This window comes from Flavobacterium sp. LHD-80 (assembly GCF_030929605.1).
Classification (GTDB): domain Bacteria; phylum Bacteroidota; class Bacteroidia; order Flavobacteriales; family Flavobacteriaceae; genus Flavobacterium.
The window spans coordinates 195,017-214,847 of the sequence record NZ_JAVFVS010000005.1 but is presented as its reverse complement, the minus strand read 5'-3'; the positions used below and the strand labels follow the sequence as shown (position 1 = coordinate 214,847).

At 33.8% G+C, this 19,831-nt stretch carries 14 protein-coding genes; 4 read left to right on the top strand and 10 right to left on the bottom strand.

Translation table 11 applies throughout. The annotated features are described in order from the left end of the window. Positions 1-19 precede the first annotated feature (19 nt). From RB619_RS08945 to RB619_RS08935, 3 genes are all read left to right on the top strand, one after another. Positions 20-541 carry a DUF4251 domain-containing protein gene (locus tag RB619_RS08945; protein WP_308096546.1) on the top strand — a complete coding sequence of 174 codons (522 nt, stop codon included), beginning with the start codon at positions 20-22 and terminating at the stop codon, positions 539-541. Between the two features lie 40 nt (positions 542-581). Further along, the gene (locus RB619_RS08940) at positions 582-1,496 is read left to right on the top strand and encodes a transporter (RefSeq protein ID WP_308096543.1); all 915 of its coding nucleotides are present in this window, start codon (positions 582-584) and stop codon (positions 1,494-1,496) included. 79 nt (positions 1,497-1,575) lie between these two features. After that, the gene (locus RB619_RS08935) at positions 1,576-2,061 is read left to right on the top strand and encodes a hypothetical protein (RefSeq protein ID WP_308096541.1); all 486 of its coding nucleotides are present in this window, start codon (positions 1,576-1,578) and stop codon (positions 2,059-2,061) included. Between the two features lie 72 nt (positions 2,062-2,133). Here the strand turns inward: RB619_RS08935 and RB619_RS08930 are convergent, their stop codons facing one another. The 7 genes from RB619_RS08930 to RB619_RS08900 all read right to left on the bottom strand — a co-directional run bounded on the left by RB619_RS08930 (position 2,134) and on the right by RB619_RS08900 (position 12,583). Then, positions 2,134-4,641, bottom strand: coding sequence for a mechanosensitive ion channel domain-containing protein (locus RB619_RS08930; RefSeq protein WP_308096539.1), 2,508 nt, complete (start codon positions 4,639-4,641; stop codon positions 2,134-2,136). 88 nt (positions 4,642-4,729) lie between these two features. Next, positions 4,730-5,821 carry a glycoside hydrolase family 18 protein gene (locus RB619_RS08925; RefSeq protein WP_308096537.1) on the bottom strand — a complete coding sequence of 364 codons (1,092 nt, stop codon included), beginning with the start codon at positions 5,819-5,821 and terminating at the stop codon, positions 4,730-4,732. A gap of 243 nt (positions 5,822-6,064) precedes the next feature. Next, positions 6,065-7,870 carry an acyl-CoA dehydrogenase family protein gene (locus RB619_RS08920; RefSeq protein ID WP_308096535.1) on the bottom strand — a complete coding sequence of 602 codons (1,806 nt, stop codon included), beginning with the start codon at positions 7,868-7,870 and terminating at the stop codon, positions 6,065-6,067. A 31-nt stretch (positions 7,871-7,901) separates the two neighbouring features. Next, complete coding sequence (locus tag RB619_RS08915) at positions 7,902-8,267, bottom strand: four helix bundle protein (protein ID WP_308096533.1); 366 nt, start codon at positions 8,265-8,267, stop codon at positions 7,902-7,904. Between the two features lie 125 nt (positions 8,268-8,392). Next, positions 8,393-9,574 carry an acetyl-CoA C-acyltransferase gene (locus RB619_RS08910; RefSeq protein WP_308096531.1) on the bottom strand — a complete coding sequence of 394 codons (1,182 nt, stop codon included), beginning with the start codon at positions 9,572-9,574 and terminating at the stop codon, positions 8,393-8,395. Between the two features lie 105 nt (positions 9,575-9,679). Further along, positions 9,680-12,070, bottom strand: coding sequence for a 3-hydroxyacyl-CoA dehydrogenase/enoyl-CoA hydratase family protein (locus tag RB619_RS08905; RefSeq protein ID WP_089053191.1), 2,391 nt, complete (start codon positions 12,068-12,070; stop codon positions 9,680-9,682). 54 nt (positions 12,071-12,124) lie between these two features. Then, a complete protein-coding gene (locus tag RB619_RS08900; protein WP_035647209.1) occupies positions 12,125-12,583 on the bottom strand; it encodes a MarR family winged helix-turn-helix transcriptional regulator in 459 nt (152 codons plus the stop codon). A gap of 1,604 nt (positions 12,584-14,187) precedes the next feature. On the opposite strand from RB619_RS08900, the gene RB619_RS08895 reads away from it, so the two are divergent. Then, the gene (locus tag RB619_RS08895) at positions 14,188-14,625 is read left to right on the top strand and encodes a hypothetical protein (RefSeq protein WP_308096526.1); all 438 of its coding nucleotides are present in this window, start codon (positions 14,188-14,190) and stop codon (positions 14,623-14,625) included. A gap of 237 nt (positions 14,626-14,862) precedes the next feature. On the opposite strand, the gene RB619_RS08890 is transcribed toward RB619_RS08895, so the two are convergent. The 3 genes from RB619_RS08890 to RB619_RS08880 all read right to left on the bottom strand — a co-directional run bounded on the left by RB619_RS08890 (position 14,863) and on the right by RB619_RS08880 (position 19,781). Further along, the gene (locus RB619_RS08890) at positions 14,863-16,641 is read right to left on the bottom strand and encodes a long-chain fatty acid--CoA ligase (protein WP_308096524.1); all 1,779 of its coding nucleotides are present in this window, start codon (positions 16,639-16,641) and stop codon (positions 14,863-14,865) included. A gap of 148 nt (positions 16,642-16,789) precedes the next feature. Then, positions 16,790-17,242: a hypothetical protein gene (locus RB619_RS08885; RefSeq protein WP_308096522.1), complete on the bottom strand. Its 453-nt coding sequence runs from the start codon at positions 17,240-17,242 to the stop codon at positions 16,790-16,792. A gap of 133 nt (positions 17,243-17,375) precedes the next feature. Further along, complete coding sequence (locus tag RB619_RS08880; RefSeq protein WP_308096520.1) at positions 17,376-19,781, bottom strand: outer membrane beta-barrel family protein; 2,406 nt, start codon at positions 19,779-19,781, stop codon at positions 17,376-17,378. Positions 19,782-19,831: the final 50 nt, after the last annotated feature.

Below are 19,831 nucleotides of genomic sequence, written 5' to 3'. Positions count from 1 at the left end.
ACGCTTAAATCTCGATTTTATGTCAGTTAAATTATCCATTTTATTAGCGTTCTCTTGTCTTTTTACTTTACCGGCTTTCGCTCAGGAAAAAAGCAAAAAAGAATTGAAAGCAGAACAAGAATTAAAAAAGCAAAAAGAAATTGAAGCTTTAATCGATTCTAAAAATTTTGCTTTTGAAGCACAGAAAGCGACTCCGCAAGGCGGAAGGCTTTTAAATCTTGACTATAATACTTATTTTTTAAAATTTAACGAAGCCAATACAACGTGCGACCTTCCATTTTTTGGACGTGCCTACAACGTTGCTTATGGTGGTGACGGTGGTATTAAGTTTGAAGGCGTTCCTGAAAACACAAGAATTGAGAAGAGCAAGAAAAAAATTATTGTAAGAAGTACAGTAAAAGGCAAAAATGATGTTTATGATCTTTTATTGACTGTTTTTTTTAATGGAGACGCTTCCCTTTCAGTTAATAGCAATAATAGAGCTCCTATATCTTACGATGGTGTGGTAGAAGCTCCCAAAACAGATGAAGTCAAAAAATAAGAGTTCTAATTTAATTATTGTGTCGCCAAATTTTTAATTTATGCCAAAAAAATACGTTTTTGTTTTGCCTCAAAAATACCTGTGTGCAGCACTGCTTTTTATCCGATTTTTAAGTTATAGCCAAGATTTGGAACCTAGGGTTTATGCCAATGTTCCAATAAAACTCAACGTTGTGGCGGCTGGCTACGTTTTTATGAATGGGAATGTCTTGACCGATCCCGCGTTGCCAATTAAGGACTTTACACTTCAAAGCCACAATTTAGCTGTAAACTATATTAGAACCTTTGGTTTGTCAAATAAACTTGCACGTATTCAGGTAGCGTTGCCATTTTCTTTTATGGATGGATCTGCCGTTATCAGTGACCAGCTGATTACCGGCTCCAGAACTGGTTTTGCAGATATGAAAGTGCGATTTGGAATTAATTTATTGGGTTCTCCGGCACTTGACAAATCTGAATTTAGAAAATTTGAGCAAAAAACTATTTTGGGAGTTAGTTTGGTTACCTCGATACCAACAGGGAAATATTATGAAGATAAACAAGTTAATATTGGTACCAACCGCTGGGCTTTTAAACCGGAAATTGGAGTATCAAAACGTTTTACTCATGTATATGCCGAAGCCTACGGTGGTGTATGGTTTTATACCGATAATAATGATTTCTTAGGAAAAAAATTGGAACAAAAGCCAACTTATAGTCTGCAGGCTCATGCGAGCTATTATTTTAAAAATCAAATGTGGATTGGATTTAATACCAATTGGTTTTTTGGGGGGCGAACCATAACAAACGGAGTTTCAGACGATAGTCAGATTGATAACTGGCGTGTGGGAGGAACGTTTTCAACGCCTATTGGAAAAGGACAATCGATACGGTTCCAGTATCACGTTGGAGCCTATACTAACAATGGCTTAAATTATTATGCATTATCTGCTGTATATCAATATTCTTTTTTTTAAGACAAATAGCGGCTAATGCGTTTATAATCAGTAAATTTAGAATGTGTAATTAAATAGAAACAATTTTAAAATCAAAACTATGAAAAAATTAAGTCTTATTTTTATTGTCCTTATTACCTCGTTTTCATCTTATGCACAATCATCATTTAAGGAAGATGTTGAAGTTTTGCAAAGTCTTTATGGAAAATCTAAAAGTGATCTAGTAAAACAATACATGAATTTGTCTGATGAGCAGTCAGTCGCTTTTACAAAAGTTTATGATAATTATGAAACACAGCGAAAAGCTTTAGGGCAAACAAAATTTCAGCTTATTAATGATTATGCGGCAAATTATGCGACTCTTACAGATGCTAAAGCTGATGAATTAGCCAAAGGCACTTTGAAAAATCATATTGCTTATGAGAAATTATATGAGAAAACGTATAATCAGGCTAAAAAGGCAATTGGTCCTATAAATGCAGCAAAATTTATTCAGCTTGAAGTTTATCTTCAGACAATTATTAGAAGCGAAATTTTAGAAGCAATTCCGTTTATTGGTGAATTAGATAAGACAAAAGTTCAGTAAACTTTTTCATTAAAAAGAAAAACGGCAACAGTTGGTAAATTGTTGCCGTTTTTTTTTTATTTAAATGGCATTTTATTTTTTTTCGGAGTCAGTCGAATTGCTGTGTATAATATGAATATCTTGTTGCGGAAAAGGAATTTCGATATTATTGTCTCTAAAAACTTTGTCAATCGAAATAATTAAATCACTCTTTACATCATTTGCAACGTTGATATTACTGACCCAATATTTCACAACAATATCAATAGAATTTGCTTTAAATTCTGTGATCCAAATAATAGGTTCGGGAGTTTGTAAAACAAGTGAATGACTGCTTAAAATTTCATTTAATAAATCTTTGACATTTTCTAAATTGGTGCCGTATGCAACACCAATCGAAATATCGGTTCGTTTTTTATAATTCGATAAAGTCCAGTTGGTAAGATGTTGACTCAACAAATCTCCATTCGGAATTATCACATCGGCGCCATCAAAAGTTGCCACGACGCTACTTCTAATTCCAATAGATTTCATTTTAACAGTCTGCCCGCCAACTTCAATGGTGTCATTTATACTGACCGGTTTTTCAAACGCAATAATAAGTCCGCTCACTAAATTGTTTACTAAAGTCTGAAGCCCAAACCCAATTCCAACTCCCAAGGCACTTATAATAATGGTTAAACGATCAACTGGAATTCCTGCGGAGATAAAAGCGAGACTAATGCCAATACTGAAAATTGAAATTTGAACAAGTAGAATCCAGCTTCCAAATCTGTTTTTTCTGTCGTTATTGCTTGAATTTGAAGAACTGCTGGTTAAAAAGGAAACAATTTTAGCAATAAGAACAGAGATTATGATAATGAAAAAGAAAACGATTATACTTTGATACGAGTAATTAATGTCTCCAATAGTTCGTGGTTCATTAAAAAAGCCAATTATTGGATCTATGATTGCATGAAAAAAATAAGAGTTTTTTACGATCGAAATCAACCAGCCAATTACAAATAGTACATTGATTATTGGACCGTAGTGGATGATTTCTTGTTCATTCAGTTCTTGTGGTTTTCCTTCGTTTGATTCTTTTAAAAAGTTGGAATATTTTAAAATATCGACAATCAAACGATAAGTGTTTGTAAACAAATAATACATCAGAATCGTAATAATTCCGTTGATCATCAATAGTTTTCCTAAATTATAATTTTGATCTAATAAGATAAATACTATTGAGCCTATTTCGCAGATAATCATTACGATAAGGCTGTATTTAAAAAAGGGATTTAGAATTTCTTTGTTCTTTTTTAAATTGTAAATGCTGAAAACTGCCGAAGCAAATGCAATAAATAATATTAAAAAAACTTCGGTTACAGAATGAATCAAAATGTTGTTGTCGTAAAGACCAAGTAGAATTAAAAGCACGTAAATTTTCCATACAAACTTTTCTTTTTCACAAAAGTGCTCTTTATTTACAATAGTTAATGCGATTATACAAGCAAACCAAATAATTGATGTAAAGGCAAATGGCGGAAAAATAAATAGAAAATTAAATAATGTAAATACAATCAATATGGCGCAACTAACGGGATGAACAAAAATTTGTTTAGAAAGTTTAATGTTATTATAAAGTCCCTCTTTTATAAATTTACTTTTCAGAAAAAACAGATAGAGGATTAAACATGAAGCCGCTAAAAGCATTAAAATAATGGCATTAAAGTGGTTTGTTATAAAAAACAGCAAAATGATTGCGACTTTTGTCAGCGAATAAAAGAAAGCTTCTCTGAAAGTTGTGTTTCCTTCATTTGCGTTAAATATCTCGCCATCAGAATTCAAAAGGTTTTGAAATTCATTTTTTCTAATATTGTCAGTTTCAATAATATCACTTTGGAGATCATATTTAAATCGGCTTCCAATAATTTGAAGTTTGCTAATACTATCTAAAGCATCTTTAAATCGCTTGTTTAGTAGTCCAACATCAGTATTCATTTGTGAATAACGTTCGTAGTAAAGCGCTTTTCTAACGGAATCTTTTGGAAGTGTAAAGAGTGATTTTTTTATTGATAAAGAATCAATTATGCCTTGTATTTCGCTTAATTCTGTTCGATTCTTTTTGATTTTTGTAAGCTGAATTTCTAGTCGTGTCTGCAATTCCTTGAGCATTATTGAAGTAACGGTAATGTTTCTTAGCGTCTGAAAATCATTTTTGTTTTTAATGATTCCATCAATTGCCGTTTTTTTAAGCTTAATAGCATAATCTAATTCAGATGTAAAACCTTTGTAATCAATTCCAGTTTTTAAGGTTAGATCTGCCTTTTGAATATTTTTAGAAATGGCATCAAATAATTCTGCTCGCTCTCTACTTATCTGATTTTCTTTAAAAAGTGTATTGCTTTTTTCTTCATCCAGTTTTAATAAATTTTCGATTTTATTGTAATGTGAGTTTTTATCTTCTGATTTCGAAGAATCAGCTGTGGTCTGATTTTGGGAATAAGACACATAAAATTGGAAAAAAAAGAAAAATAGTACGGCAAATGTTTTTGAAGCTAATGATTGAAGTTTGGCATTTTCATAAAGAAGCCTATTTGGTGTAAAATTATAAAATGCCATAACAGTTTGTTTTTGAGAAGTATATCAAAAATACTACAAAAAAAAATAACCTGAAAAAATCTTTTCAGGTTACACTTTTACGTTTTAATTATTTGTTTTTGACTTTATAAATGGCATTTACCATTCCGTCGCGCGGCGTATCTAAAGGAAGTTCCCAAAACATGATACCGCCCAATTTTTTAGATTTTACATATTCTGTTTTCGCTTTGATTGAAACAAGATTGTCAGAGGTTGCAAAAGTTTTTTCTTTTTCGTTGTACCAATAAGGAGCTTTGGCTTTATCATCCCAAAAATACTTCCAGCCATTGGCTTCGGTATAAGTTGTAGCAAAATTTTTAAAGTCAACTCCCTGAATATGCTCCCCAGATTGATACAAACCATTGTTTATATTTTCGACATTTTTCCATGTTCTCGCGTAAAATGCGCCTCCAATAATTAATTTTTCAGCAGGAACTCCTTGTTTTAATAAAAAAGTAACGGCTCTGTCTGTTGATTCCTCTTTTGGATTGGTACTGTATAGTGGTGTATGATGTCCCGTAACTTTAGAATATCCGTTAACCAAATCATAGCTCATGATATTGATACGATTTACTAGCGGTGTAACAGCTTTCCAATCAATAGATTCATCTAGATATTTTTGAAAACCGCCAGCTGCAAAACTCAATTCGTATTTTTTTCCTAAAGTAGAACGTAAAATTTTAAGCAGTTCAGTAAAATTTGGCTTGTCAACAGCTTGAAACAAATGTCCCGGAAGTCCTTCAATTGCTGGATATTCCCAATCTAAATCTAATCCATCAACTTTAAAATAATCACTGACTTCTTTTACTGATTTAGCAAATTTCAAACGCCCATCAGCAGTTGAAAAAGCCGAAGAGCAAGGTTCACAGCCACCCCAGCCGCCAAGTGATAAAATGATTTTTAGTTGCGGATTTTTTGCTTTCAGCGAAACTAAATGTTTGATCGTCAATGAATCTTTAGGAGAATCGACGCTTAGTTTTCCATCTTTTAAATGACAAAAACTAAAAATAATCTGATTTAGTTTATTGACTTCATATTCGTCAATTAATTTAGAATCGCCTGTATAGTAAGCGATAATGTCCAATTTTTTATTTTTCTGAGCAAAAGTTGTTGTGGAAAAAACACAGAGAAATAAAAATGCAATTAGGTTAATTTGTTTCATTTTTTATTTTTTGAAGTTTTAGAATGTTAAATATAGAATTATTAAACTATATAAGTGATATAAGTTCATTTTAGATTGCGCTTTTATTAGTAAATAAACTTTGACAAAGTTGCCCACTAAATCAACATTCTTTTTAAATGAACTTATATCACTTATATGGTTACAAAAAACAAAAAAATAAGCCCGCGCAGTTTCGGACTTGCGCGGGCTTAAACAAATTAAAAGCTAAAAACTATTGTGATATTAGAAGCAGTAAGTATCTTCTGCTACTAATTTTGCTGCGATTTTTTCTCTTAACGCTACAACATTTGGTAAGTTAGTGTATTTTGTAAAACGTTTTAATCCCATTAACATCATACGTTGTTCGTCACCTTCAGCGAAAGAAGCGATTCCTTCTTTTCCTCTTGAGTTTACGATATCTACAGCTTTGTATAAGTATAATTTTGCCATAGCAATTTGCTCCTGAACTTTATCTTCACCTTGAGCTTTAGCCAATTTCTCAGTTCTAAGAATTGTACTTTCAGCCATATAAATTTCGATTAAGATATCAGAAGCTGCCATTAATAATTGTTGGTGAGCATCTAATTCAGGACCATATTTTTGAACAGCGCTACCAGCAACCATTAAGAAAACTTTTTTCAAGTTAGCAACGATTCCTTTTTCTTCGGCAAATAATTCAGAGAAATCTGGAGTATCAAAAGATGGAATTCCCATTAATTCTTCTTGAACTTTCATTGCTGGTCCAAGTAAATCAACGTGACCTTTCATTGCTTTTTTGATCAACATACCTACAGAAAGCATTCTGTTGATCTCGTTTGTTCCTTCGTAAATTCTAGCGATACGAGCATCTCTCCAAGCACTTTCCATTGGAGTGTCTTCAGAGAATCCCATTCCACCAAAAATCTGAATTCCTTCGTCAGAACAAGATTGAACGTCTTCAGAAACTGCTACTTTCAAGATAGAACACTCGATAGCATATTCTTCAACACCTTTCAATTCAGCTTCTTGGTGAGAAGTTCCTTCTGCTTCACGAGCAGCGATTCTGTCCTCGATGTCTTTTGCAGCACGGTAAGAAGCACTTTCTCCAGCGTAAGCGTTAGTTGCCATTTCAGCTAATTTAGAACGGATAGCTCCAAAAGATGAAATAGAAGTATTGAACTGAATTCTTTCGTTAGCATATTTTACAGCTCCAGAAGTAACTCTTCTTTGCGCATCTAAACAAGCAGCAGCCAATTTAATACGACCAACGTTCAAAGCGTTCATTGCGATTTTGAAACCGTTTCCTCTTTCAGACAACATGTTTTCAACCGGAACTTTTGTTTCGTTAAAGAAAACCTGACGAGTAGAAGAAGCACGGATTCCTAATTTATGCTCTTCTTCATTCATAGAAATTCCGTTTGAAGGATCGTTTTCTACGATGAAACCTGTAATATTTTTATCATCTCCAATACGAGCAAAAACGATGAAAACCGAGCAGAAACCTGCATTCGAAATCCACATTTTTTGACCTGTAATTAAGTAATGAGTTCCGTCTTCAGATAAAACCGCTTTAGTTTTTCCTGAGTTAGCATCAGAACCTGCACCTGGCTCAGTTAAGCAATAAGCTCCAAACCATTCTCCAGAAGCCAATTTCGGAACGTATTTTTTCTTTTGTTCTTCAGATCCATAAAGCGTAATTGGCATAGTTCCAATTCCAGTGTGTGCACCAAAAGCAGTTGAGAACGAACCTGTTGCTCCAGAAATGTAGTCACAAACCAACATTGTAGAAACAAATCCCATTCCTAATCCGCCGTATTCTTCAGGAACTGCAACTCCAAGAAGTCCAAGTTCACCAGCTTTACGCATAGATGATTCTGTGTAAGCGTAATCTTTTTTCTCAAAACGATCTTTATGCGCCCATAATTCTTTGTCAACGAACTCTTTTACAGAGTCACGCATCATTAACTGCTCTTCCGAGAAATCTTCTGGTGTGAAGATATCCTCGCATTTTGTTTCTTTAACTAAAAACTGACCACCACGAGTCACGTTTTTTTCGATTGTATCTGCCATTTTGTTTTTGTTTAGATAAAAGATGCAAGAGTCAAGAAGAAAGACTTTGATCTAACTTACTTATGAAACCTGATGTCATCCTTTGAAATTCAATTATTTTGTTTTCTATTTCTTCTGTTTTTGTCTTAGATAGATATTCATTTTGAAAAGCTATCAGTAATTGTGTTTGCAATTCAAATGATGAACCTAAACTAATATTCAAATAATGCTGAAAGTGTTTATTTCCTCTGTTAGAGCCTTCAGCAATATTAGAAGGCATTGAAACAGAACATCTATTCATTTGACTTGTCAAACTATACGTTTCTGATTTTGGAAAAGAGGCAGTTAGTTTATAAATATCATTAGTGATTTCCATAGCTAAAATCCAAATTTTCAAATTCTTAAAATTGTGTCTCATGTTTTTTGAGGCCAAGATAAGAAGAAAAATTAAAAGTAAGTTTTTTACTACTTTTAAAGCTTTTGTTTTCAGAGCATCTTCATCCCAAAATTAAGTCTTGCTTCTTGCTTCTTTCCTCTCAAAAACTACAATACCTCGTAGATCCCAGCGCTTCCTTGCCCAGTTCCCACACACATCGAAACGATTCCGTATTTGTTACCTCTGCGTTTCATCTCATCAAATAACTGAACAGAAAGTTTAGCTCCTGTACATCCAAGAGGGTGTCCTAAAGAGATTGCTCCACCGTTTACGTTTACGATATCTGGATTAATGTTTAACTCGCGAGTTACAGCTAAAGCTTGTGAAGCAAAAGCCTCGTTTAATTCAATTAATTCGATATCGTTTAATGTTAATCCAGCTTGTTTTAACGCTTTCGGAATTGCTTTTACCGGACCGATACCCATAATTCTTGGCTCAACACCAGAAGAAGCAAAGTTTACTAATCTGGCGATTGGCTCAAGATTCAATTCTTTAACCATGTCCTCACTCATGATTAAAACAAAAGCTGCACCATCACTCATTTGAGATGAATTCCCCGCAGTTACACTTCCGTCAGCAGCAAAAACAGGTCTTAAACCAGCTAAAGCAGCAACAGAAGTTCCAGCTCTTGGACCTTCATCTTGTTTTACAACGTATGACTTAGTTTCTTTTTTTCCGTTTTCATTGATGAAAGTCTGCTCAACAGTAATTGGAACGATTTGTTTGTCAAATTTTCCTTCTGCCTGCGCTTTCAAAGCTTTCATATGAGAGTTATAAGCAAACTCATCCTGATCTTCTCTTGAGATTTTATATTGATTGGCAACCGCTTCAGCAGTTAAACCCATTCCCCAGTAGTAATCTTCGTGACCTGCAGCGGCAACTTTATAATCTGGAGTTGGTTTGTAACCTCCCATCGGAATAAAACTCATACTTTCAGCACCACCAGCAATGATACAATCTGCCATTCCTGATTGGATTTTAGCAGTCGCCATTCCGATAGTTTCTAATCCAGAAGCACAGTAACGGTTTACTGTAACACCAGGAACGTCTTCCACTTTTAATCCCATTAAAGAGATTAAACGTCCAACGTTAAGACCTTGTTCCGCTTCCGGCATGGCATTTCCTACCATAACGTCATCGATACGTTTTTTATCGAAATTAGGCAGTTCGTCCATCATAAACTGAATGGTCTCTGCAGCTAATTCATCAGGTCTTTTAAATCTAAAAACACCTTTTGGAGCTTTTCCAACTGCTGTTCTATATGCTTTTACTATATATGCTGTTTTCATTTGTTTTTGTTTTTTTAAGATTTATTAGAAGAAAGAGGCAAGAGACAAGAGAAAAGACAAAACTTTGTTTTGAAGTCTTGTTTCTTGCTTCTTTCATCTTATTCTCTAATTACGAAGCGGTTTTCCTTTAGTTAACATATATTGAATACGCTCCAGCGTTTTTCTCTCAGTACAAAGAGATAAGAAAGCTTCACGTTCGATATCTAATAAATATTGTTCAGATACTAAAGTCGCTTCAGATAAATCACCACCAGCCATTACATAAGCTAGTTTGTTCGCGATTTTCTTATCATGCTCAGAAATGTATTTTCCAGCTTCCATTTGATCTGTTCCAACTAAGAACATTCCAAGAGCTTGTTTTCCTAATACTTTCACATCCGTTCTTCTGATAGGTTGTGTGTAACCAGCTTCAGCCATTAATAAAGCATGTTTTTTAGCTTCAGCAATCTGACGATCTTTGTTTACTACAATAACATCTTTTCCGTGCTGTAAAAGTCCTGTGTCAAAAGCTTCATAACCAGAAGTCGAAACTTTAGCCATTGCGATAGTCAAGAAATACTCTTGAAGAACGTTTAATTCCACATCATTTTTGCGGAATAAATCTGAAGCTCTCAAAGCCATTTCTTTAGATCCACCACCACCAGGAAGTACACCAACACCAAATTCAACTAATCCCATGTATGTTTCTGCAGCAGCAACCACTTTATCAGCGTGTAAGCTCATTTCGCATCCACCACCAAAAGTCATTCCGTGAGGCGCCACTACAACTGGAATAGAAGAATAACGAACACGCATCATTGTATCTTGGAACAATTTAATAGCCATGTTCAATTCATCGTATTCTTGCTCAACCGCCATCATGAAAATCATTCCGATATTAGCTCCAACAGAGAAATTCGCTGCTTGGTTACCAATAACTAAACCTTGATATTCTTTTTCAGATAAGTCGATTGCTTTATTGATAGCTTGTAGAACATCGCCACCAATTGTATTCATTTTAGATTGGAATTCTAAATTCAAAATTCCGTCTCCTAAATCCTGAATGATTGCTCCACTGTTGCTCCAAACTTTTTTGCTTTCGCGAATGTTGTTCAGAATAATGAATGAATCTTGTCCAGGAACTTTTACTTGTGATTTTGTCGGAATGTTATAGAAATAAGTTGCTCCTTCTTTAACAGTATAGAAACTGTCACTTCCAGAAGCCAACATTTCAGTAACCCATGCAGCAGGCGCCAAACCTTCAGCTTTCATGATTTCAATTCCTTTGGCAACACCAATTGCATCCCAGATTTCGAATGGACCATTTTCCCATCCAAAACCAGCTTTCATGGCATCATCAATTTTGTATAATTCGTCTGAGATTTCAGGGATTCTGTTTGACACATACGCAAACATTCCAGCGAAACTCTTACGGTAGAATTCTCCCGCTTTGTCTGTTCCTTTTACTAAGACTTTAAAACGATTGATTGGTTTATCGATGGTTTTTGTTAGTTCAAGAGTAGCAAAATTTGCTTTTTTCGCAGCGCGGTATTCTAATGTATTTAAGTCTAAAGAAAGAATATCTTTATCTACTTTTTTATAAAAACCTTGTCCAGTTTTGCTTCCTAACCAATTATTTTCCATCATTTTGTTGATGAAATCAGGAAGTTTGAACAATTCGTGTTGTTCGTCATTCGGGCAGTTTTCGTAAATACCATTGGCAACATGTACCAAAGTATCTAAACCAACAACGTCAACCGTACGGAAAGTAGCCGATTTTGGACGACCAATTACAGGGCCAGTCAATTTATCAACTTCTTCAATCGTTAATCCCATTTCTTTTACGAGGTGGAATAAACTCTGGATTCCGTAAATCCCAATTCTGTTCCCAATAAACGCCGGAGTATCTTTAGCAACAACCGAAGTTTTTCCTAAGAATTTAGATCCGTATTCGTTTAAGAAATCCAATACTTCAGTAGAAGTTTTTGGACCAGGAATAATTTCAAATAATTTTAAGTAACGCGCAGGGTTAAAAAAGTGTGTTCCGCAGAAGTGTTGTTGGAAATCTTCGCTTCTTCCTTCACTCATAAAATGAATTGGAATACCAGAAGTATTAGAAGTAACCAAAGTTCCCGGTTTACGGAATTTCTCGATTTGTTCAAAAACCAATTTTTTGATATCCAAACGCTCTACAACAACCTCGATAATCCAATCAACATTGGCAATTTTTGCCATATCATCAGTCGTATTTCCAGTCGTAATTCTATTTGCGAATTTCTGACTGTAAATAGGAGATGGTTTCGATTTTAATGAATTCGCCAAGTGCTCGTTTACCACTCGGTTGCGAACAGCTTTACTTTCAAGAGTTAATCCTTTTTTAGCTTCAGCCTCGGTCAATTCGCGCGGTACGATGTCAAGAAGTAAAACTTCAACACCAATATTGGCAAAATGGCAAGCTATTCCTGAACCCATAATTCCGGATCCAATTACAGCAACTTTTTTAATTGTGCGTTTCATAGGTACTTAATATTTGTTTTTTGCCAGAATCTGAATTATCTCTTTAAAGAAATACTATTCATTTTCTGTATTTTCTGTTTGATTAAATATGTTTTTATCGTGAATCAGTTCGTTGATGATTTCAGAAACTTCGATAAAATGTTTCAGTTTTTCGTCTGAGACATGTTTTCTAACGGTTTCATTAAACTTCAGAACTGTATTTTTAGATAAATCTCTTTTTTCTTTTCCAAATTCGGTCAAGTAGATTAATACGCCTCGGCCGTCGCTTGGGTTTTTTTTGCGAACAATTAAACCTTTTTCCTCCATAGATTTGAGCGTTCTGGTTAAGCTTGTAGCTTCCATACCCATTCTCGGGCCTAAAGCGGTCGATGGTGTTCCTTCTTCCTTGTCCATACTTAAAAGTGCAAATCCGGTTGCCATTGTTGCATCGTACTTTGCAGCTTCTTCGTTATACATTCTTGAAACAGCTTGCCATGTCGCTCTCAAAATATAATCTATCGTTTTATCTTTCATAGGTAACTATATCGATTTCAAATATAATTAAAAAATACTATGCATGCATATTATTTTTAAATAAATTTTTGGTTAATTAAAAAATGTCTTTGGTTTACAGTGTTTTGTGGTTAAATTTTAACTGAAATATACTATTCTTTTTTGAAATTTTAACAAAATTAATGTTGTAAAAAATCTTTTTTGATTTTAAAACGAGGTTTAATTCGGTATTATTCAAAAAATTATGCGTTTAGTTTAGTGTTGTTTTGTGGTTTATATCTCTTTAAAAGGATAAATAGAGTAAAAACAAAAAAGAGATAATCTTAAACATTTCAGTTTTCAATTATATGAAGAAGAAGAAAAATCCTGTAAGCAAATCTTTTGCAACTCATTTGATTTTTTTTTTTTGATCAAACCAGTTCGGCAAGTTTGGTGGATAATTTTTGTTACAAATAATATATTTTATTTAAATTTTGTTAAATTATCACAAAATATACTACATTTGTATCTGTAATTAAAAACAATAAAAACACAATGATACTTTCAGCAAACCAAATTTTTGAAACTTTAGCCGGAGATTCTCCAGCTGTAAGCTCAGGATGCGTGTGTGTTTTTGTGAAATTGAAATATAAAATTTAGAGTCAAACTCATCATAAAACAGAAAAGCGTCCTCATTGTAGGACGCTTTTTTTGTTTTAAAGCATTTCGATTTCGGTTAAAAAGCACTTCTCCCGAAGCCTCGGGACGCTCAGTGTGACAGCTAAACAAACCATAACTAAAAAAAACTAAAAAAATAATTGACCAAAATGTTTAATGATTAATCAAAATAGCGAAATATAGTCTTGGAACGTAATCTAATGAGCAACAGTCATTTGATACATAATTAAGAGCTGCACCAGTTTGCGGACAGGAATTTCTTTGTTTTTATTTTGCGGTTAACTATTTGATACTCAGAAAATTAATCTTAAAAAAGATTTGGAAATATGATTTTTTCTATCATATCTTTGCTGAACAAAATCGAAACAAATTGCAATAACAATAGCAATAGCAATTACAACAACAATTACAACAACAATTAAAAGAATAAATAAAATGAGTTTTAAATTATACATACACAACGCAGGATTAGCAGCCTCGACTTCGGGTCTTGAATGCTTTTACATGTCGGTGCATCAATATAGGCAATAGGATAGTTATATCGTATTTGTTATGAAGCACCTTTAATCGGGTGCTTTTTTTATGCCTTAACGGCAAGTGACAAAGTAATAAAGAAACAAAGTGACAAAGGTTGAGAGTGCTAAAAGAAAAAACTTAGTATCTCAGCATCTTAGTCCCTCAAAAAACAAAAAAAATAAGGATGAATCAAAAAATAGGACTTAGGTCAGACTATAGTGGTCAAACAGATAAAGTGGAATTTAGTGAGTTGCCATTTGCCTCGAGTAGAGAAATGGATTTGGAACTTATTAACCTATGGAATGGGAAGGTGAATTTTAGGAAAATTATATATATCATTTAGAGATATTTCTCTGGTAAAGCAATGGTGCTTTTGAACTTTTGTGATGTTAGATTTTCCGGAAAAGCCTTCGATTTCCTGAGATTCCCAAGAATTACAAAATCAAAATACCATGCAAAACAATACTTTACAACAATATAAAAACGCAATTAGAAAAAAATACGAGAAAGAAAAAGAAGGTAAATACTTTGATTATTTGTACAAGCCTTCTCGTGGAAAACTTCGTGATTTTTGCTGGCTGATTTTCGAAAACAACCCAACAAAGGATGATTTGAATGTCTTCAGTAATCTATTGGGTTTAGATTTCGATCATACTAAAAAGAACAAGTTTAAGGAAACGAAAGATAAGTTTAGACCTATCGAGACTTTCTTTAAAGGTGAAACAGATCCGTCAAACATTGACGCTATAAATATGGCTGCAATTTTGGTTGGTTTTGAGCAACGTCCTTTCAAAAAGTTTTACGAAAATTCTAAAACTAAAACGGAACAGCCTGAAAAAAAGTCTAAGAAAAGAAGTTTCTTTCTAGATTTTAAAAGCTTGTTTTTTTAGGCTTTTTTGCCACAAAGGCGCCAAGACGCAAAGTTTTTTAGCCACAGATTAAAGGATTAAAAAGATTATTTAAAAATCTGCTCAAATCTGCTAAATCTGCGTGAAAGCAATCTTAGCGTTTTTTTACGTAAATCTTAGCGCTCTTTGCGGTTAAATAATGAAACACAATTATTAAAAAAATAAAAAAGGCTGTCAAAATTTAGACAGCCTTTTTCTTTGGTTAATTATTTTGGAATTTTAATTATGACCATAGATTTTAGCGTAAAGATCTTTGTAAATTTCTTTAATGATTTTACGTTTTAATTTTAGAGTAGGAGTAAGCTGTCCGCCGTCAATCGACCAAACATCTGGAGTTAACTCAAAACGTTTGATTTTTTCCCAGTTTCCAAATTTCTCATTGATGCTTTCTACTTCATCATCGATGCGTTTGATAACATCTGGATTTTCGCTTATTTCCTTATCTGTTTTTCCTAAAGTAATTTTGTGGATTTTTGCCCATTCTTTTACGAATTCAAAATTTGGCTGAATAAACGCGCCAGGCATTTTTTCGCCATCACCAATCACCATAATCTGCTCAATAAAACGAGATTGTTTCATAGCATTTTCAATGATTTGTGGTGCAATATATTTTCCTCCAGAAGTTTTGAACATTTCTTTTTTACGGTCGGTGATTTTCAAGAAACCTTCGTTGTCAATTTCTCCAATATCTCCCGTGTGGAAATAACCGTCTTGTAAAGCTTCAGCCGTTTTTTCAGGATCTTTAAAGTAACCTAACATTACGTTTGGTCCTTTGCAAAGGATTTCTCCGTCTTCGGCAATTTTAACTTCTACATTGCGAATTACTTTTCCAACAGTTCCAATTTTGAAACCTCTGTTTCTTTGGTCGTTTACCGCAATTACCGGAGAAGTTTCAGATAATCCGTAACCTTCCATAACCGGAATTTCTGCAGCAGCAAAAACTCTAGTCAAACGTGGCTGTAAAGCGGCGCTTCCAGAAACCATTAAATCTAAATTTCCGCCCAAACCTTCTTTCCATTTGCTGAAAATCAGTTTGCGGGCAATTTTTAATTGAAACTCATACCAAGCGCCATTTGCTCCGTATGGCTCATATCGTAAACCTAAATCAATCGCCCAGAAAAATAATTTTTTCTTGATGCCCGTTAATTCAGCTCCTTTTGCATAAATTTTATCGTAAACTTTTTCTAAAAGTCTTGGTACAGCCGTAATTACAGTTGGACGAACTTCTTTTAAGTTATCGCTGATTTTGTCAATTGATTCTCCAAAATAAACCGAAACCCCATAATATTGATAAATGTACAAGATCATTCTTTCAAAAATATGGCAAATAGGCAAGAAGCTCAATGCAGTACTTTTTCCTGGATCAAACGGAATTCTTGGGGCACTGTCTAAAACATTTGAAACAATATTTTTGTGCGAAAGCATAACGCCTTTCGGTCTTCCTGTTGTTCCAGAAGTATAAATAATTGTAGCAAGATCGTCTGTTTTTATACTGTCTTTTCTAGCTTCAACTTCATTTTGATTGCTTTCGTCTTCGCCTAAAATAATTAAATCGCTCCAGTGTTTGCATTCTGGGATTTCATTAAAAGAATATACCTCTTTTAAAGTAGGTACATTTGCCTGAATCAGCCTTACTTTTTGAAGTACTTCATCATCAGACACAAAACAGTACATACTGCCACTATGATTTAATATATACTCGTAATCTTCTTCAGAAATTGTTGGGTAAATTGGAACAGTCTGCGCACCTGTCTGCAGAATTCCAATATCCATAATATTCCACTCTGTACGGTTGTTTGATGTAATTAGGGCAATTTTATCATCTTTCTGAATGCCCATGCGCAATAATGCTCTTGAAACAGCATTTGCTTTTGCAATATATTCCTGGCTAGATGTTTTTTCCCAGACTCCGTTTTTCTTTGTTGCTAAGGCAACCGGAAGGTTGTAAGTTTCTTGTTGATAATAGGGAAAATCAAAAAGGCGTGTGATTGAAACCATGTTTAATATATTGAATTTTATCGCAAATTAAATAAAAAATAGGTATAATTTTTAATTTTGTGGAATTTTATGGGAAAATTTATAGGGACTCTTAAAAATCAACGAAAACGTTTTCTTTTTTGTAGTAAATTTTCGAAAAAATTATAAATTATTTATTCGGTGCAGTTTTTCCAAGATCATTATAATCTTCATAATCTTTCACTCTTTCGCCCATGATGAACATTTTTTTCTTGGCAAAATGAATCGAAAATTGCGTGTAGTTCCATTCTTCGCTGTCGTAGGTTCTATACCAAAGCGTATAAGAAGCACTGTTGAAGCCTTCTTTGAAAACGGGAATGCCTTCTTCAGTACATTCAATTCCCCAGTTGATTTTTTGCTTGGTTAAATCTTCGTATTGATAAACGCCTGTTCCGTCTGGATTTAATAAAAATATTGGCTCTTTTTTCCCCGCTGGGGTATAAGTTCCTGGAGCCGGATAACCAATTGTTGTGGTAATAAAACGTTCCTTTTCTCTATATTTGATTGCATTTACTTCAACTTGTGAATATGATTTTGCAGAAATAAAAATTAAGGTAATAAGTAAAAAACGAATTGCTTTCATTCTATGTAGGATTTAGTGTTTTTTGGGTTCTGAAAAAATTCAGTGGCATGAACTTTTTGGCGAATATAGTTCAAATTTCAATAAAAAAATGAATCCCAATTACAAGAATGATATTTTTTGTTTTTTAAAAAGATTACTCGGTTGAAAATTGATTTTCCAGCAATTTTTCTCTAAAATCTGATTTAAACGTGTATGCAAATGTTAGCATCAAAGCGCGCGTGTCCGACTTATTGGTTCGGTGATTACTGAACAAAAGTGTATTGTTTTTATAACCGCTTTCAAGTGTATTAAACATATCGGTTACAACTAAACCTAAACGGGCATTTCCTTTTCCGAGTTTTTGCTGAAATCCCATATCTACATTATAAATCGGAATTCTTTCTCCTTGCGCTGTTGCTAAAGCCGAATTGTAGTTCCCAATAATCTGAAGTTTTCCGCCTTTCCATGGTACAAAATTATTAATGATTTTTCCGTACCAGCTAAAAGTATTGTTTACAACATCTTCGCCAAGATTTGATGCATTTATATTTTGCTGAAAGGCAGTTATACTAATGTTGGCGTCATAAAAACCAATAGGTTTCAGGCTGAAAATAGTTTCTAAACCATAAGTTATTGTGCTTCCAATATTTTTTGGCTGAAGGAAAATAACGCCATTGTCCAGCAATTCTGCATATTGTCTGATCGCGTCAGTTGTATTTCTGTAAAAAGCATTGGCTGACAACGAATAGTTTTTCCAGTCTTTATTGTAACTCATTTCAGCAATATGAATAATTTCAGGTTTCAAATAAGGATTTCCTCCGTGCGGATTTAGCGCATCGGTAATATCAATAAACGGATTCAGATCATCCAAATCTGGTCGATTGATACGTTTGCTGTAGCCAATTTTGAAAAATTCATCTGTTTTCAAATTCAATTGAAGTGAAGCTGACGGAAAGAGTTTTAAATAATTATTACTAAAACGATCGCTGTTATTTTGAGTTGCGCCAGTGTTAGAAACATTTTCTGCACGCAAACCTAAATTGTATTTCCATTTCGGATTTTCGCTTTCGCCAATAAACGAATTCAACATTCCGTAAACGGCATTTATTTGCTCATTAAATTTAAATATATTGCTGGCTAAAGGATTTACAACATAATCACCATTAACTAAATCGGCACTTTCAAAATCAGAATTAAAAAAACGGAAAGTTCCTTTGTAACCCGTTTCTACAATTGTTTTTTCTGAAACAGGAAAAGCATAGTTTACAATTGCATTAGAAATATTTTGGTTTTCATAATTATGTGTGCGTTGCAATTTGGCTTCACCAATCTGCTGTTGATATTCGTCATAATTATACGTATCAATATCTGTATTTTCTCTATGTTTCCCGAATGATGAGGTAATCGATGTATTCAAACTTTTTCGTTCGTCAGAAAATTTTCGGTCATAATTAAAAGATAATTCTCCCACTTTTGAACGTTCCAGTTCTAAAGAATGTCTTTTGTTATTGGAGAAAAATGCATTCGTACTTGTATTTACCTGCGTGTACAAAGTTTCATCATTATCCTGCGTTTCGATATTTCCTAAAGCTTCAAATGAAAAAGTGTTTTTGTCATTTGGAGCATAATCAACATTGAATTTCAAATTTTGCAAACCTTCTGTACGAGCGTCATTTCTATTTTGATGGATATAATGTTCGTCATCAATAAAATAATTGGTTCTGTCAGCATTTATTTTCTTGGTTCTTCCCGCAAAACGATTGTCGTATCCCAAGCCAATATTCCATTTTTCAGTTTTATTATTTAAAAGAACGGAGCTGTTTACTCTGCCTTTAGCACCAAAACCGCCTCCTAAAACAACGGCTCCATTCAAACCGCTTTGATTGTTTTTCTTGAGTTTGATATTGATAATCCCGCTTTCAGCATTAGCATCGTATTTCGCTGTTGGATTACTGATTATCTCAATGCTTTCAATACTGCTTGCAGCAATCTGATCCAGATTCGTAATTGCCGAGTTTTTTCCGTTTATCAAAATCATGGGCGATTTTTCTCTTAAGGTAATGCCACCTTCAGCATCTACAGCAACTGTTGGAATGCTTTTTAGCATATCTGTCGCAGTTCCGCCGGATTGTGAAATATTCGAAACAGCATTAAAAATAAAACCTTCATTAGTTTTCTGAATTTGTTTTTTCTGAGATGTTACAACAACATCATTCAGCAAATTAGTGTCGTTTTGCAATTTGATAGTTCCAATGGAAATCGGACTTTCAGAAACTTTTATCTTTTGAGAAATAGTTTTAAAACCAATTAATTTAAATTGAAGCTGATAATCTCCAGATGGAACATTCTCCAAAGCAAAATTTCCCAGAACATCTGTCACGGCATAATTGGCAACTTTAGTAGAGTCGCTAGCTCTTTTTAAAACAACATCAACAAATTCTATAGGAAGTTTTCCGTCAGTTATATTTCCTTTTATAGCTGCAGTTTTTTGAGCAAAGGAAAATTGGCTTATAATGAATAAGAGAATTGGAAGGTATATTTTGTGTATCATATTTTTCATGAGACAAAGATATTTACCAGATTGTTTACGCTTGCTTAAGCTGTCTTAAG